Source organism: Phreatobacter sp. (assembly GCF_030691135.1).
GTDB lineage: Bacteria > Pseudomonadota > Alphaproteobacteria > Rhizobiales > Phreatobacteraceae > Phreatobacter.
In genome coordinates this window covers 45,759-60,055 of the sequence record NZ_JAUYFA010000070.1, presented here as the reverse complement: position 1 = coordinate 60,055, position 14,297 = coordinate 45,759, and the positions used below count along the sequence as shown (strand labels likewise).

Genomic DNA, 14,297 nt, shown 5'->3' with positions numbered 1-14,297 from the left:
CCCTCCAAACGTCCCTCGCAGCGGAGACATTCCATGACCCAGACGCCCCAGGCCATGCTCGACATGTTCAAGAAGCTCGGCGAGGACATGAAGGTCCCGGCCGTCGACATGGAGAAGATCGTCGAGCATCACCGCAAGAATCTCGAGGCGCTCGCTGCCAGTGGCAAGGCCGCAGCCGAGGGCGCGACGGCCGTCGCCGCCAAGCAGAAAGAGATCGTCGAGACGGCCGTGAAAGAGATTCAGGCGGCCGCCGAGAGCTTCAAGCTCCCGGGCAGCGCGCAGGAAATCATGGCGGCGCAGACCGAGTTCGCCAAGCGCGCCATGGAGGCCGCGGTCAAGAACACCCGCGACATGGCCGAATTGATGCAGAAATCCAATGCCGAAGCCGTGCGGGTCATCCAGGACCGCATGAAGGAGAGCTTCGAGGAAATCCGCCAGAATTTCACGCGCCGCTGATACCGGACTGGAGGCAATAACTTCACTCCCCCGCGCTCGCGCGAGGGGGAGCCGGGTCATGGCGACCTGCACGCGCGATATCCGAACTGCCTGGCGGCGCCGGTCCTGATCGAAGCCGAAGTGTCTATTCTGCGGCCTGGTTGCCGCGGCTGGCGTCGAGCACGGCCCGGATGCGCTCTGCGAGCGGCAGATCGTTCCGACGGCGACGACCGCCGGCACCGGTCGGTGCGGAGGCGGCGAGGATCTGGTCGATGCGCGAGCCAGGCCCCTCAAGCAGGGACGTCACCCGCGCCACTTCGATGGCCACGTCGTCGATCCGGCTGCGGAGTTCGTCGCCGTCCACCGTCTCCCGGACAAGGACGTTCTCGGCCGAGCGGGTCAGCGCCGCCACCTCGCGCTGGATCCGTGTGCGATCCTCGCGGACATTGGCGAGCGAGCCTTCCAGGACGTTTTTTTCGGCGATGGCGGTCTCCGCTGCGATCTGCAGGCGGCGGGCAGCCTCGGAACTGCGTTCCTTGACCTCCTCGACCTCCTTCCGGACGCGGTCGCGATCGGCTTCGATGCGAGCGAGACTGCGCTCGACGGCGTCGCGGGCGCTCTGCTCGCGGGTCGCCCGCTCGGTTTCGGAGGCGAGGGAGAGTTGCAGCTTGTCGCGCTCGCGCTCCAGCTTGGCGGCGCGCTTCTCCTCCGCCGCCAGCCGGCCCTGCAATCCCTTGATCTCGCCGGCCTGCTCGCCGCTGCGCTTGCGCTCTGCGGTGAGCAGCGTCGCCGTCTCTGCGAGCTTCCTGCCGGTATCGGCCAGGTCTGCGCGCAGACCCGCAGTCCCCTCCTGCTCGCGCTTGAGCGCGGCCTGGACGTCGGCGATGCGCTGGCGCTCGGAGGTCAGGAGGTTGGAAGTTTCGGCATAGGAGAGCCGGTGGCCGGCGAGATCGGCCTCGGCGGTGGCAAGATCCGCCGATAACTTCCCGATCTGGCTGCGCTGGTTATCGACCTGCGTGCGAAGCGCCACGATCGCGACCCGCTGGGCGTCACTCTCGGCGACCTTGGCTTCATGCTCCGACGTCAGCGCGGCAAGGGCGGCTGCGCCTGCGGCGATCTCGATCCTGGCACCGGCGAGGTCCTCGGCCCGCGCCGCGACGGTCGCCTCCGTGGCCGCGACCTGCGCCTCGAGGCGGGTCCTGTCGCCTTCCAGCCCGGCGATACGCGCGGCACGGGCGTCGAGCTCGACATTCAGATCGCGGATGGTCTCGACGCGGCGGGCGATCTCGATCGTCTGCAGATTGGCCGCCTCGCGCAGCTTGTCCGCGACGATCTCGGCGCGCCGGATCGCCAGGGCGGATTCGGCCCGCACCTGGTCCTTGTCCGCCTTGATCTCGGCCATCGACAGCGGCACGGCGCTTTCCACCCGTCGGGTTGTCAGCCGCACCGCCCGCCGCCATACGGCCCCCATCAGCGCCAGCGACAGGAGCGCTGCGACAACGAAGCCCAGGACGAAGACCATGGCGGTCTCGATGGTCACGACGGCGCATCTCCCATGGTGGCCGGCCATCACCCTTCTGCCACGCTGACGATGCGGCGGAAAGTGCCAAGGCCGTCAGGCGACAACGTTAGGGCATGCCGTCCAGCCGGCTACCACTCAGAAGGGGTTCCAGGTGGGCTGGGACGTGAACTTCAGGTAGCCGCCGTTGACGCCGAGGCGGGCGCCGACGCCGGTGCGGATGGGCACGATGAGCATGTTGTCGGCGCCGAGCGCGGTCATGCCGAGCCCACCCACCAGATAGGCGGAGCCGTCGATCCCGATGAAGCGGCGCTCGAGGTCGGAGATGTCGCGGACGCGATAGGCGAGCATCATCGTGCGCGCGCCGTCGCCGCCGAAGTCGAGACCGAGGGTCGGTCCCTGCCAATAGACCTTCGCGTCGCCGCCGCCCTTGGTGTAGAGCATGCCCTCGCCATAGCGCAGGCCCGCCACGAAGGCGCCGGAGCCCTCCTGGCCGAGGATATAGGCCGTCGGCTGGCCCCACTGGCGGGTCGCCCGCTCGACGAGATTGGCGAGGCCGCGGCTCGTGCCGCCGAAGAAGCGATGGCCTGCCGTCAGCACCTCGTTGCCCGAGAAGGTCTGCGGCGACTGGGAATCGTAGGAGCGCTGGGCATGGGCGCTCTGGTTGAGGCCGACGAGGAACGACGCACCGAGGCCGGCGACGATCGTGCGGCGGTCGTATGACGTGGGATGGCGCATGCTCACCTCTCGAAAGGGCCCGGGCCGAGCGGCGCCGGAGCAGGTTGGCTCATGCTAGACGCGGATGGTAACCATCTGGTCACCAGACCGGCATTTAAACGACGCCGGTAAGGAAGAAGTTACCCTCTGAAAGCATGGTCCAGTGACGTTGAGGCCCCAGAATCAGGTGAGATCATGTCGGTGTTGAGGCAGTTTCTGCGCCCGCTCGCCTGGACGCTGGCGATCACGGGATTGTATGCCGGCATCGCCGTGCTCATCAGCATGACCAGCGAGACCGGCACCCGCGCCGCCACCACCGAACGCGTCGTCACCGACCGGCTCACGGGCCTCGCCATCTTCGGCTTCGACCCCGTCGCCTATTTCACCGAACGGGCACCGCGCCCGGGTTCCGCGACCTATGAACTGGCCTGGGCGGGCGCCACCTGGCGCTTCATCAACGAAGGCAATCGCGAAGCCTTCATGCAGGACCCGGCCATCTACGAGCCGCGCTTCGGCGGCCACGATCCGGTCGCCATCGGCGACGGCGTGCCGACCGCCGGGCATCCCTCGGTCTGGGCCCTCTACCGCGATCGCCTCTACGTTTTCCACTCCGAAGCCAACCGGCAGGCCTTCGTCACCGATCCGGAACAGGCTCTCGACCGCGCCGAGATGCGCTGGCCCGCCGTGAAGGCGCAGCTCGTCCCCTGAACGGGCGGCCGCGTCAGGGCCGGCGCTTGCCGGCGAAGAAGGCCCAGATCTCCTCGTCCGTCTCGATGTCGTGGTTCTGCTGGCCGAGCAGGGCGCCCATCGGCGGCCTCTGCCGGCGCTGGAGCCGGGTCGGTGTGTGATGTCCGCCGCCCTCCACGCGATAGACCCTCACCGCATGCAGGCAGCCCGTGCCCTCGCTGAGGAAGACCCGCGAATTGTCGGACGTTTCCTGTTCGGGAAGCACCCGCTCACCAGCGGAGAGGCAGCCGTTGCGGCTGCGGAAGAAGGCGAAACTGTCCATGACGGGATGGAGGGCGCTGTCGGGGTCGACGCCGCCCGCCCGTCCGCCGAAGGGCGTGATCGGATCTTCGGTGCCGGCGACCATCAGGACAGGCATCGGCTGGCCGGGGCAGAAGCGGCTCCAGCGGACCGACAGCGTGGCGAGCAGCGGGGCCGCGGCGGCGAAGATGTCGCTCGCCTCGCAGATCAGCCGGTTCGTCATGTGGCCGCCGGCCGACAGGCCGACGACATAGACGCGGCGACGGTCGATGCGGCCCTTGTTGTTGAGATCGGCGACGAGGTTGCGGATGAAGGCGACGTCGTCGATGCGTGACAGCGGGTTGAAGCGGCGCCCATCGGTCGGCCGGCCGTCGTTCCACGACCCCCGTACCCCCTGCGGATAGACCACGACGAGTTTCTCGCGCGCACCGATCTCGTCCCAGGTGAGATAACGGCGGATCTGTTCCGCAGATCCCTCCGCCCCGTGCAGGACGATGACGAGCGGCGCCGGGCGACCGCGTGCGAAGTCGGTCATGAGCGCTGTGCGGTTGCCGCCCGGCATCTGATAGGTCAGCGTGATGGCACCCTGCGCTGCGGCAGGCCGAACTGCCCCGGTCAGGGCGACGAGAACCATCGCCAGCCCCGCCAAGGTCGCCAGCCACAGACCTCGACCACCGGAAAGAATCATCACCTCTGAATTTGGCGGTATCCGCGCGTGAAAGGCAACATGACCGGGAAAAGGCCGAGTCTCCCCGTCAGACGATGCCGTTGACCAGCGGCTCGCCCCGCGACAGGCGGCCGAGATTGTCGACCAGGAGATCGACGACGCGCTTCTCGTAGGAAGCCGTCTCGCCACCCGTATGCGGGGTGATCAGCACGTTCTCCATGGCCCACAGCGGCGAGGCCTCGGGGAGCGGCTCGTCGCGCGTCACGTCGAGACCGGCCGCGGCGATCGTGCCGGCCTGGAGCGCCGCCACCAGCGCATCCTCGTCCACCACCTTGCCGCGGGCGCAATTGATGAGATGGGCGGTCGGCTTCATCGCCCTCAGCCGGTCGGCGTTGATCAGCCCCTGCGTCTCCGGCGTCAGCGGGCAGGTCAGCGCGACGATGTCGGCCTCGCCCAGGGCCCGGTCGAGATCGGCGGGACCGACCAGCGCGTCGACGTTCTCAACGCGGACGCTCGTGTCGCGCTTCAGGCCGATGACGCGCATGTCGAAAGCCTTGGCGAAGCGGGCGAGGCGCCCGCCGATGCCGCCGAGGCCGACGATCAGCATCGTCTTGCCGGCGAGTTCGTCCTCGCGCGCGCGCGGATCGGAGATCATGCCCCGCCAGTGCTTGCGCGCCTGGTTGTCGCGGGCGGTATGGATCATCCGCGACAGCGCCAGCGTCAGCCCCATGGCGTGCTCGGCGACGGCGATGGCATTGGCCCCCTGGGCGCTGGCGAGACGGATGCCGCGGGCCTTCAGCGCCTCGATGCCGAAGACGTCGATGCCGGCACTCACCGACTGGATGAAGCGCAGCTTGCCCGCCTGTTCCAGCGGCGCGCCCCGCCAGAAGGCGGAGACGCAGACGACGTCGAAGTCGCCGATGCGGGCATGGAAGTCGGCGGCCGAGCGGAACTCCTCGAAGCGGATGCCGGTGTTCCGGCGGGCGAACTCCTCCCCGAGGCGATAGGCGGAATGGCCGAAGCCGATGGTCAGGTCGGAAAGCGCGGGAAGGGAGGTCATGGATCATCCGGTATGAAGGGCCGGCCGATCATCCCCAGAAGCTCGGGGAAGGCAATGGCGGCGCATGGGAAGGTCCACAGGCCCGCGCGCATGGGGCCTTCCGCGGTACGGCGCTTGCAAAGCCCCATGGCCTTTCGGCACGCTGCCGCCATCTCCCTTTTCCCTCCATGCCCGTGCGATCATGACCCAGTTACCCGTGCCGCCCGCCCTGCCCTCCCACGGACGCTATGCCTACAGCGCCATCACGCGGCGGCCGGTCTATGACTGGCCGGAGGGCAAGCGGCTCGCCGTCTATCTCGGCGTCAATCTCGAGCATTTCGCCTTCGGCACCGGGCTCGGCGCCGAACTCGCACCCGGCGGCCCGCAGCCGGACGTCCTCAACTACGCCTGGCGCGACTACGGCAACCGCGTCGGCGTCTGGCGGATGATCGAGCTGTTCGACACGCTCGCCCTGCCCGCCTCCGTCCTCGTCAACTCATCGATTTACGGCTATTGCCCGGAGGTCATGGATGCCTTCCGCGCGCGCGGCGACGAGGTCCTCGGCCATGGCCGGACCAATTCCGAGCGCCAGGGTCTCCTCGACGAGGCCGGCGAGCGGATGCTGATCGGCGAGACGACGGCGGTGATCTCTGCTGCCGAGGGCAAGGCGCCGCAGGGCTGGCTCGGTCCCTGGATCTCGCAGAGCCAGGTGACGCCCGACCTCCTAGCCGAGGGCGGCTACACCTATCTGCTGGACTGGTGCCAGGACGACCAGCCGGTCTGGTTCTCGACCCGCGGCGGCGGCCGGATCCTGTCACTGCCTTATCCGCAGGAGCTCAACGACATCCCGGCCATCGTCGCGCGCAAGGATTCCGCCGGCCAGTTCGCCGACATGATCATCGACCAGTTCGAGGAGATGCTGGAACAGTCGCGCGCCATGCCGCTGGTCATGGGCATCGCGCTCCATCCCTATATCGTCGGCCAGCCCTACCGCCTCAGGCAGTTGCGACGGGCCCTCGCCCATATCGCGCTCCGCCGCGACGACGTCTGGCTTGCGACGGCCGGTGCCATCGCGAGCCATGTCGCAGCCCTGCCGGAAGGCATCGTGCCGGGTTCGCGGGGGGCTTGAGCCCCCCGCAGCGCCCGCCTCAGGTCATCGTGTAGGTCATCTCCCGCTCGGCGCGGGACGGCAGGAACGAGCGGTTGAAGATTTCCGCCGGCGCCGGTGTCCGCGTCAGCGCGTAGCCGGTCACCACCATGCCGATGGCGCGGGCGAGACGGTCGTCCTTCACGTCGCCAGCGCCGATATCCTTCAGCTCGGGCGACATGATCAGCTTGTCGAAGGCATATTGCAGGCGGCGCTTCTCGACCGGGATGTTGACGAGGCCATCATAGGCGCGCACCGCCGCCATGCCCATGTTCTGATCGGCGGCGACCTCGATATTGGCACGGTTGACCGCCCTGACCAGGCCGGCAACCGCCCGCGGATTGTCCTTCAGCAGCTTCTGCGAGACCATCGTTCCGTTGGAATAGAGATCGAGGCCATGGTCGCCGAAGGCGAACCAGACGAAGTCCTTGTCCGGGTCCTGGCGGTTCAGCACCAGGTTGAAATAGCTGGTGATGTTGAAGACCAGCGCCGCGTCGATCTGGCCCTGGATCAGCATCGGCTCCTGCAGGTTGGGCGCCATGCTGGTGACGACGAGCTTGGCCATGTCGAGATTGTTGGCCTTGGCGAAGACCGGTAGCAGACGTGTCGTCGGCGTGCCCGGCGCACCGCCGAGCCTGCGGCCCTCGAGGTCCTTCACCGTGGTGATGCCAGTCGACTTCTTCGCGACGATCGCGAAGGGCGGCTGGTTCCACATCTGGTAGACCATCACCGGGGTGTCGGCAGGTCGCGTCGCTGCATTCTGAATGATCGCATTGATGTCGCCGAAGCCTGCATCATAGGCACCGCCCATGATGCGGGTGACGGTGGCGCCCGAGCCCTCGCCCTGGTCGATGGTGACGTCGAGCCCGGCCTCGCGGAAATAGCCCTTGTCGCGGGCGACGAAATAGGGCGCGTCGGAGCCCTGGGTCTTCCATCCCAGCGTGAACTTGATGGGTGTCAGCCCCTGCGCCCGCACGGCGGGGGCGAAGAGGGTGAGGCCGAGGCCTGCAGTGGCTGCGCGTCGGGTGATCATGGGGCTGGCTCCGCGGAAAGGGCCGCGCGAAGGCGGCCGGACAGTCACGACCCGACCCGACGCAAGAACTTTGCCATAGGGACCATACAGGTTGCCGCAGCCTCAGGCAGGCGGGGCAAAAATGATGAGCCGCCGGTAGAGGTGCCACGTCGCATGGCCCCAGAGAGGCAGGACGACCAGCAGCCCGGCGAAGAAGGGCGCCATGGCGAGGAAGACGACGACGGCGGTCACTGCCCCCCATCCCAGCATGACCACCGGGCTCGCCTGCACGGTCCTGACCGAGGTGATCATGGCGGTGACGATGTCGAGGTCGCGGTCGAGCAGCAGCGGGAAGGAGATCACCGTGATGGAGAAGGTGAAGAGCGCCATCGCCGCGCCGACGGTGGTGCCGACCGCGAGAAAGGCCCAGCCGTCGGTGGTCAGAAACAGCGCCTTGGCGAAGAGCACGGGATCGAGGCTGGCAAAGCCGAAGAACAGCGCATAGAGCATGCGCACCTGGTACATCCAGATGATGAAGATGAAGATGGTGAGGAAGGCGAGCCAGGAGAGCTCCCGCCCGCCCTGCCGCCACACCGTCGCCAGCACCGCCCCCCAGGTCGGACGGATGCCGGTCTCGCGCAGCCGCGACACCTCGTAGAGCCCGACAGCGACGAAGGGGCCGATCAGCGCGAAACCGGCGGCGAGCGGAAACACCGCCCAGGCATAACCGAACCGCGCCGGCAGGATCAGCAGCATCAGGCCGCCGAGCCAATAGATGGCGCCGAAGAACAGGCCGTAGGCGGGCACTGCCCTCAGGTCGCCCCAGGCCGCCTCCAGCGCTGCCTTGATGTCCTCGACCGTCGCGATCTTGACGATGGGCTCCGGCGGTCGCGGCGCGATGCCCGTTACCGATGTGTCGGTCATGATGGTGCTTCCCCGCATGGCGTGACGCCGCCGGCTTCGAGGCCAGCTGATTTCGGGGGTTGACCAGAGAGGATGACGCGGTTGCGCGCCGCGTCAAGCGTCCTGTGGTTCAGCCTGCGAGGCGCTGGGCCTCGCGCAACGGCCAGGCGGTGACGGCGGAAAGGCCCTTGTAGGCCTCGGCATATTCCCGCTTCAGCCTTGCGATGAACTCGCCGGCGCTTTCCACCACCTTGACGGCGCCGATGCCCTGGCCCGAACCCCAGATGTCGCGCCAGGCCTTGGTCTTCTCCGAGCCGCCCGAGCCGAAGCTCATCTTGGACGGGTCGCTCTCCGGCAGGTGGTCCGGATCGAGACCGGCATTGACGATGGAGGCGCGCAGGTAGTTGCCGTGCACGCCGGTGAACAGGTTCGAATAGACGATGTCGCCGGCCGTGCCATCGACGATCGCCTGCTTGTAGGCCTCGGTCGCATTGGCCTCCTTCGTGGCGATGAAGGCCGAGCCGATATAGCCGAGGTCTGCCCCCAGCGCCTGGGCCGCGAGAATGGCACGGCCCGTCGCGATGGCGCCCGACAGCACCAGCGGCCCCTGGAAGAACTCGCGGATCTCCTGGATCAGGGCGATGGGCGAAAGCGTGCCGGCATGGCCGCCGGCGCCGGCCGCCACGGCGATGAGGCCGTCGGCACCCTTCTCCAGCGCCTTCTTGGCATGGGTGATATTGATGATGTCATGCAGCGTGATGCCGCCATAGGAATGGATCGCGTCGTTGAGCTCCGGGCGGGCACCGAGCGAGGTGATGACCACCGGTACCTTGTATTTCACGCACATCTCGACGTCGTGCATGAGCCGGTCGTTCGACTTGTGGACGATCTGGTTCACCGCGAACGGCGCCGAGGGCGCGTGCGGATTGGCCTCGTCATAGGCGCCCAATTCCTCGGTGATGCGCTTCAGCCAGTCCTCGAGCACCGGACCAGGCCGGGCGTTCAGCGCCGGAAAGGAGCCGACGATGCCGGCCTTGCACTGGGCGATGACGAGGTCGGGGTTCGACACGATGAACAGCGGCGAGCCGATGGCCGGGAGCTGCAGGCGGCTGGCAAGCGAAGCGGGAAGCGACATGGGGAGCGTTCCGGGGGCCAAATGTTTCGTGACGTGTATCGACACGTCGCATGAAAGCCGATCGCCGCCGGCGGGGGAAGCCCTCCCGGTCGGCGGATGGCATGGCGGACCTAGAGATCGAGCATCGTCTGGCGCCCGCGCGATGCCGCCGGGCGTGCATCCAGCCCGTCGAGGAAGGCGCGCGCCTCGGTCAGAATCTGCGCCTTGCGGCCGCTCTCCATGCCCTCCCAGGTGCGATAGGGCATGGCCATTCGCGGATTGCCGCGCAGCGTGCCGGCATTCTCGGCGATGAAGTTCCAGTAGAGCAGGTTGAACGGGCAGGCCCCTTTGCCGACCTTCACCTTGGGGTCGTAGGTGCAGCCCGCGCAATAGTCGGACATCCGGTCGATATAGGCGCCGGACGCGGCATAGGGCTTGGACGCGAGGAGCCCGCCATCGGCGAACATCACCATGCCGTGGACATTGGGCAGTTCCACCCAGTCGAAGGCGTCGACATAGACGGCGAGATACCAGGCCTCCACCTCAGCCGGGCGGATGCCGGCGAGGAGCGCGAAATTGCCGGCGACCATCAGCCTCTGGATATGATGAGCATAGGCGTTGCGACGGGTGTCGCCGACCACCTCGGCCAGACAGGCGAGATCGGTCTCGCCGGACCAGTAGAACCAGGGCAGCGGGCGCGCCGCGGCCAGCGCGTTCGTCTCGGCATAGCCGGGCATCTGGTGCCAGTAGATGCCGCGGACATATTCGCGCCAGCCGAGGATCTGGCGGATGAAACCCTCAACCGCATTGAGCGGGGCGGCGCCACGGCGCCAGGCCGTCTCCGCCGCCAGACACACCTCGCGCGCCGTCAGCAGGCCGACATTCAGATAGGGCGAGACGAGGCCGTGATAGAGGAAGGGCTCACCGCGCTTCATCGCGTCCTGCACGTCGCCGAAGGCGGGCAGCGCCTCGGCGATGAAATGGTCGAGCGCCTTCAGCGCATCCGCCCGCGTCACCGCCCAGCCGAAGGGTTCGAGATCGCCGAAATGGCCGGCGAAACGCGTGTTCACGAGGTCCATCACGCCGCGGGTCACTGCGTCCGGTGCGAAACGCAGGCGAAGCGGTGGCCGCGCGCCCTTCGGCAGGGTCTTCCGGTTCTCGGCGTCGTAGTTCCACTGCCCGCCGACGGGCTGGTCACCCTCCATCAGCAGCCCCGTCTCGCGCCGCATCTCCCGATAGAAGAATTCCATGCGGAACGACTTGCGACCATCCGCCCAGCGGGCGAAGCGGCCGCGCCGGCAGAAGAACCGGTCGTCCTCGCGGATCTCGACCGACAGCCCGGTCGCCGCGGCCCAATCCTCCATCATGGCGCGCACCCGCCACTCGCCGGGCTCGGTCACCACGATGCGGTCGACGGCATGTCGCGCCAGCGCCCGCGTCAGCTCGCCGGTGAAGCTGCCGCTATTGGCCGGGTCGTCGAGCCGCACATAGTCGACACGGATGCCCTCCTGCCGCAGTGCCTCGGCGAAATGCCGCATCGCCGCCAGGATGAAGACGATCTTCTGCTTGTGGTGAGGGACATAGGTCGTCTCCGCCGCAACCTCGACCATGAGCACGACGTCGCCGGCCGCATCCAGCCCGTCGAGGGCGGCGACGTCACGCGACAGATGGTCGCCGAGAACGAGGCGCAGCGTCGGCAAGGCCCGTCTCAGCCCTTGGTGCGCAGCATGGAGCGGCCGCCGTCGACGCCGATGATCTGGCCGGTGATCCATCCCGCCTCGGCATCGAGCAACAGCGCGCCGAGCGCCGCCACGTCGTCCGGCTCGCCGAGCCGCGGGATTGCATGCAGCGCGGCGATGGCGTTGGCCATGGTCTCCGAGCCGGTCAGCGCCTTGGCCAGCGGCGTCCGCGTCAGCGATGGCGCGACGCAGTTGACCCGGATCTTCGGGGCGAGTTCGGCCGCGAGCGCCACGGTCAGGCCTTCCACCGCGCCCTTCGCCATCGAGACGGAGGCATGGGCGGCGAAGCCCTGGGCCACCGCCACCGTCGAGACGAGAAGGATCGCGGCCGTCGATCCCTCATAGGCCTTGAGGGCCGGGAGGCTCGCCTGGACGGCACGCACGGCACCGAGGGCGTTGATCTCGAAATCGCGGGTGAAATCGGCATCGGTGAGACGCGCCACGGGCTTGAGATTGATCGAGCCGACGCAATAGGCGAGGCCCGCGAGCCTGTCGCCGGCCTCGGCTGCGGCCGCCTCAATGCTGGCGCGGTTGGTGACGTCGGCCACCGAATAGCTCGCGCCGATCTCGGTCGCGAGGGCCTCCAGGCGTTCGCGGTCGCGCGCCACCAGGTGAACCCGATGCCCGCGGCCGCACAGCCGGCGCGCCAGCGCCGATCCGATGCCACCCGAGCCGCCGTAGATGAGGAAGGTATCGGCCATGTTTCCCGCTGTTCCGCTGCCGGCTTCGTGGCCGGTCTGTGTGATACGGCGGGCACCGGGCGGCGGTTCAGGGATGGGTGCGCGATGGCGAAGATGGTCCGCAAGGCAGACCTGCAGCAGAAGACCTGCGCCACCTGTGGCCGCCCTTTCGCCTGGCGCAAGAGGTGGGAGCGGGTCTGGGACGAGGTGCGTTACTGCTCGGACCGCTGCCGGACAAGCCGTCCGAAAGCGGCCGCCGAGCAGAGCTAGCGGCGCTATATCAGCGCCCCGCTGCGATCAGCCAGAGGGCGAGGAGGATCAAGAGTACGAGCAGCGTGTAGACGCCCACCTGCGAGCGGCCGACCTCCACGCGTCCGTCACTCGCGCGGCGGAATCCGTGGAAGGGGAAGGGCCCGGGCGCATCGGCCGGGGCGACGCGGGCTCGCCCGAAACTCAGCAGCGGCAGCAGCAGGGTGGCGAGCCCGAGGAGAAGAATGTCCACGATGACGTAGACGATTAGCTCGGCAATCACGCCCATGGCTAGCCTCCCCTTTGGGAAACTCTAGCAGCGACGAGGCCCGGCGCAACGCCCTCCGGTATCAGCCGTAGCGGGCCTCGTAACGCGCTTCGCCCTGCGGCGGCGGCGGGATGGCATGACCCTCGTCGGCATATTGGTTCAGCTTGTTGCGCAGCGTGCGGATCGAGATGCCGAGGATATTGGCCGCATGGGTGCGGTTGCCGAGCGTATGGCCGAGCGTGTCGAGGATCAGGTCGCGCTCGACATCGGCCACGGTGCGGCCGACCAGGCCGCGCGTCACCGCCTCCGCCGCGATCGCCGCCTGCGCCGCCACCTGGTCGGGACCGCGGCGCTCGTCGAGCCGCGCGCCGTCGGGCGTACGGATGGCGTCGACGCCGATCTCGGGGCCGGTCGAGAGCAGCACGGCGCGGTGCAGCGTATTCTCGAGTTCGCGCACATTGCCCGGCCAGCGGGCCACCGTGAGCTGGCGGCGTGCATCCGCCGAGAGGAGCTTGGGCTGCATGCCGTTGGCCTCGGCATATTTCTTGGCGAAATGCCCGGCGAGTTCAAGAATGTCGGCCGGACGCTCGCGCAGCGGCGGCAGCTTCAGGTTCACGACGTTGAGTCGGTAAAGAAGGTCCTCGCGGAACGTGCCCTTGCGCACCTCGTCCGCCAACGTGCGGTTGGAGGTCGCGAGGATGCGGATGTCGACGGGAACCGGCCGCGTGCCGCCGACGCGATCGATGACCCGTTCCTGGATGGCGCGCAGGAGCTTCGACTGCAGGCGGACATCCATCTCGGAGATTTCATCGAGCAGCAGCGTGCCGCCATTGGCCTCCTCGAACTTGCCGATGCGGCGGGCGACGGCGCCGGTGAAGGCGCCCTTCTCGTGGCCGAAGAGCTCGCTCTCCAGGAGATTATCGGGGATGGCGGCGCAGTTCACCGCCACGAAGGGCGCCTTCGCCCGGTTAGACTTGGTGTGGACGTAGCGCGCCAGCACCTCCTTGCCGGTGCCGCTCTCGCCGGTGATCAGGATAGAGGCGTCCGAGCCCGCCACCTGGTTGGCGAGCTGGACGACGCGGGCCATGGACTCGTCGCGGTAGATGAGTTGCTTGGCGTCGTCGGCGACCGCCGCCAGCACAGCGGCGATGAGTTCCGGGTCAGGCGGCAGCGGGATGTATTCCTTGGCGCCGGCATGGATCGCCGCCACCGCCGCGCGGGCGTCGTTCGATGTGCCGCATGCGACGATCGGTACGGCGATCATCTCGTCCGCGAAGGCCTGGACGAGCGCCCTGACGTCCATCGTCACCTCGACCATGACGAGGTCGGCACCCTTGGAGCGCATGACGCGCAGTGCCGTCTCGATGTCTTCGGCATTGGTGACGGCAGCGCCCTTGTCCACCGCCATCTTGGTGGCGATCGAGAGCTGGCCCTTGAGTGTTCCGACGATCAGCAGTCGCATCGTTCGGTTTCCTTCAGCGCTCGGCTTTGATGATTTCGGTCATGGTGACGCCGAGGCGATCCTCGACGAGCACCACTTCGCCACGCGCGACGAGACGGTCGTTCACATAGATGTCGATGGCCTCGCCGACCTTGCGGTCGAGTTCGAGAACAGTACCCGGGCCGAGCTTGAGGAGTTCGCCGACATCCATCCGCGACCGGCCGAGCACGGCGGAGACATTGACCGGCACGTCGAAGACGGCTTCCAGATCCGCAGCGTCCTTGGAACTGTCGTCGGCGCCCTCGTCGGCCTCCATACCGGCATTGCTGCCGGGCACCACGTCCATGCCGTCATTTTCGAGATCGGGCAGCGGCATGCCG

The 14,297-nt window shown here is 67.9% G+C and carries 16 protein-coding genes; 4 read left to right on the top strand and 12 right to left on the bottom strand.

The annotated features are described in order from the left end of the window. The first annotated feature begins 33 nt into the window (after positions 1 to 33). The gene (locus Q8O26_RS12335) at positions 34 to 456 is read left to right on the top strand and encodes a phasin family protein (protein ID WP_305575987.1); all 423 of its coding nucleotides are present in this window, start codon (positions 34 to 36) and stop codon (positions 454 to 456) included. A 124-nt stretch (positions 457 to 580) separates the two neighbouring features. On the opposite strand, the gene Q8O26_RS12330 is transcribed toward Q8O26_RS12335, so the two are convergent. Both Q8O26_RS12330 and Q8O26_RS12325 read right to left on the bottom strand, forming a co-directional pair. Next, positions 581 to 1,975, bottom strand: a complete 1,395-nt coding sequence (locus Q8O26_RS12330; RefSeq protein WP_305575985.1) for a hypothetical protein — start codon at positions 1,973 to 1,975, stop codon at positions 581 to 583. Positions 1,976 to 2,092: 117 nt separating this feature from the next. Next, a complete protein-coding gene (locus Q8O26_RS12325) occupies positions 2,093 to 2,692 on the bottom strand; it encodes a DUF1134 domain-containing protein (RefSeq protein WP_305575983.1) in 600 nt (199 codons plus the stop codon). Positions 2,693 to 2,866: 174 nt separating this feature from the next. Here Q8O26_RS12325 and Q8O26_RS12320 point away from each other — a divergent pair, with 174 nt between their 5' ends. Next, positions 2,867 to 3,379 (top strand): YHS domain-containing (seleno)protein, encoded by a 513-nt coding sequence (locus Q8O26_RS12320; protein WP_305575981.1) that lies wholly within the window; start codon positions 2,867 to 2,869, stop codon positions 3,377 to 3,379. 13 nt (positions 3,380 to 3,392) lie between these two features. Here Q8O26_RS12320 and Q8O26_RS12315 read toward each other — a convergent pair whose 3' ends face one another. Beyond that, positions 3,393 to 4,292: a PHB depolymerase family esterase gene (locus Q8O26_RS12315; RefSeq protein ID WP_305575979.1), complete on the bottom strand. Its 900-nt coding sequence runs from the start codon at positions 4,290 to 4,292 to the stop codon at positions 3,393 to 3,395. Positions 4,293 to 4,413: 121 nt separating this feature from the next. Then, the gene (locus Q8O26_RS12310; RefSeq protein WP_305575977.1) at positions 4,414 to 5,385 is read right to left on the bottom strand and encodes a D-2-hydroxyacid dehydrogenase; all 972 of its coding nucleotides are present in this window, start codon (positions 5,383 to 5,385) and stop codon (positions 4,414 to 4,416) included. A 181-nt stretch (positions 5,386 to 5,566) separates the two neighbouring features. On the opposite strand from Q8O26_RS12310, the gene Q8O26_RS12305 reads away from it, so the two are divergent. Further along, complete coding sequence (locus Q8O26_RS12305) at positions 5,567 to 6,493, top strand: polysaccharide deacetylase family protein (protein WP_305575975.1); 927 nt, start codon at positions 5,567 to 5,569, stop codon at positions 6,491 to 6,493. A gap of 19 nt (positions 6,494 to 6,512) precedes the next feature. Here Q8O26_RS12305 and Q8O26_RS12300 read toward each other — a convergent pair whose 3' ends face one another. The 5 genes from Q8O26_RS12300 to Q8O26_RS12280 form a co-directional block, all read right to left on the bottom strand. Further along, complete coding sequence (locus tag Q8O26_RS12300) at positions 6,513 to 7,544, bottom strand: ABC transporter substrate-binding protein (RefSeq protein ID WP_305575973.1); 1,032 nt, start codon at positions 7,542 to 7,544, stop codon at positions 6,513 to 6,515. Between the two features lie 102 nt (positions 7,545 to 7,646). Next, the gene (locus Q8O26_RS12295; RefSeq protein ID WP_305575971.1) at positions 7,647 to 8,447 is read right to left on the bottom strand and encodes a DUF2189 domain-containing protein; all 801 of its coding nucleotides are present in this window, start codon (positions 8,445 to 8,447) and stop codon (positions 7,647 to 7,649) included. A gap of 109 nt (positions 8,448 to 8,556) precedes the next feature. Next, positions 8,557 to 9,561: a nitronate monooxygenase family protein gene (locus Q8O26_RS12290; protein WP_305575969.1), complete on the bottom strand. Its 1,005-nt coding sequence runs from the start codon at positions 9,559 to 9,561 to the stop codon at positions 8,557 to 8,559. A 110-nt stretch (positions 9,562 to 9,671) separates the two neighbouring features. After that, positions 9,672 to 11,240 carry a cryptochrome/photolyase family protein gene (locus tag Q8O26_RS12285; protein ID WP_305575967.1) on the bottom strand — a complete coding sequence of 523 codons (1,569 nt, stop codon included), beginning with the start codon at positions 11,238 to 11,240 and terminating at the stop codon, positions 9,672 to 9,674. An 8-nt stretch (positions 11,241 to 11,248) separates the two neighbouring features. Further along, positions 11,249 to 11,980 carry an SDR family NAD(P)-dependent oxidoreductase gene (locus Q8O26_RS12280; RefSeq protein WP_305575965.1) on the bottom strand — a complete coding sequence of 244 codons (732 nt, stop codon included), beginning with the start codon at positions 11,978 to 11,980 and terminating at the stop codon, positions 11,249 to 11,251. An 84-nt stretch (positions 11,981 to 12,064) separates the two neighbouring features. Here Q8O26_RS12280 and Q8O26_RS12275 point away from each other — a divergent pair, with 84 nt between their 5' ends. Next, the gene (locus tag Q8O26_RS12275) at positions 12,065 to 12,229 is read left to right on the top strand and encodes a DUF2256 domain-containing protein (protein WP_305575963.1); all 165 of its coding nucleotides are present in this window, start codon (positions 12,065 to 12,067) and stop codon (positions 12,227 to 12,229) included. 10 nt (positions 12,230 to 12,239) lie between these two features. On the opposite strand, the gene Q8O26_RS12270 is transcribed toward Q8O26_RS12275, so the two are convergent. From Q8O26_RS12270 to fliN, 3 genes are all read right to left on the bottom strand, one after another. Further along, complete coding sequence (locus tag Q8O26_RS12270) at positions 12,240 to 12,497, bottom strand: hypothetical protein (protein WP_305575961.1); 258 nt, start codon at positions 12,495 to 12,497, stop codon at positions 12,240 to 12,242. 61 nt (positions 12,498 to 12,558) lie between these two features. Next, entirely contained in the window at positions 12,559 to 13,938 is a 1,380-nt protein-coding gene (locus tag Q8O26_RS12265) for a sigma-54-dependent Fis family transcriptional regulator (protein ID WP_305575959.1), read from the bottom strand. Positions 13,939 to 13,951: 13 nt separating this feature from the next. Next, complete coding sequence (gene fliN / locus Q8O26_RS12260) at positions 13,952 to 14,233, bottom strand: flagellar motor switch protein FliN (protein ID WP_305576121.1); 282 nt, start codon at positions 14,231 to 14,233, stop codon at positions 13,952 to 13,954. Between the last annotated feature and the right edge of the window lie 64 nt (positions 14,234 to 14,297).

What these genes read in the sequence shown, in the direction of transcription:
- Q8O26_RS12315 (WP_305575979.1), bottom strand. Translation starts at nt 4,292, where the DNA reads ATGGTTCTCGTCGCCCTGACCGGGGCAGTTCGGCCTGCCGCAGCGCAG.
- Q8O26_RS12275 (WP_305575963.1), top strand. Translation starts at nt 12,065, where the DNA reads ATGGCGAAGATGGTCCGCAAGGCAGACCTGCAGCAGAAGACCTGCGCC.
- Q8O26_RS12305 (WP_305575975.1), top strand. Translation starts at nt 5,567, where the DNA reads ATGACCCAGTTACCCGTGCCGCCCGCCCTGCCCTCCCACGGACGCTAT.
- fliN (WP_305576121.1), bottom strand. Translation starts at nt 14,233, where the DNA reads ATGGAGGCCGACGAGGGCGCCGACGACAGTTCCAAGGACGCTGCGGAT.
- Q8O26_RS12290 (WP_305575969.1), bottom strand. Translation starts at nt 9,561, where the DNA reads ATGTCGCTTCCCGCTTCGCTTGCCAGCCGCCTGCAGCTCCCGGCCATC.
- Q8O26_RS12265 (WP_305575959.1), bottom strand. Translation starts at nt 13,938, where the DNA reads ATGCGACTGCTGATCGTCGGAACACTCAAGGGCCAGCTCTCGATCGCC.
- Q8O26_RS12295 (WP_305575971.1), bottom strand. Translation starts at nt 8,447, where the DNA reads ATGACCGACACATCGGTAACGGGCATCGCGCCGCGACCGCCGGAGCCC.
- Q8O26_RS12310 (WP_305575977.1), bottom strand. Translation starts at nt 5,385, where the DNA reads ATGACCTCCCTTCCCGCGCTTTCCGACCTGACCATCGGCTTCGGCCAT.
- Q8O26_RS12320 (WP_305575981.1), top strand. Translation starts at nt 2,867, where the DNA reads ATGTCGGTGTTGAGGCAGTTTCTGCGCCCGCTCGCCTGGACGCTGGCG.
- Q8O26_RS12270 (WP_305575961.1), bottom strand. Translation starts at nt 12,497, where the DNA reads ATGGGCGTGATTGCCGAGCTAATCGTCTACGTCATCGTGGACATTCTT.
- Q8O26_RS12325 (WP_305575983.1), bottom strand. Translation starts at nt 2,692, where the DNA reads ATGCGCCATCCCACGTCATACGACCGCCGCACGATCGTCGCCGGCCTC.
- Q8O26_RS12280 (WP_305575965.1), bottom strand. Translation starts at nt 11,980, where the DNA reads ATGGCCGATACCTTCCTCATCTACGGCGGCTCGGGTGGCATCGGATCG.
- Q8O26_RS12335 (WP_305575987.1), top strand. Translation starts at nt 34, where the DNA reads ATGACCCAGACGCCCCAGGCCATGCTCGACATGTTCAAGAAGCTCGGC.
- Q8O26_RS12300 (WP_305575973.1), bottom strand. Translation starts at nt 7,544, where the DNA reads ATGATCACCCGACGCGCAGCCACTGCAGGCCTCGGCCTCACCCTCTTC.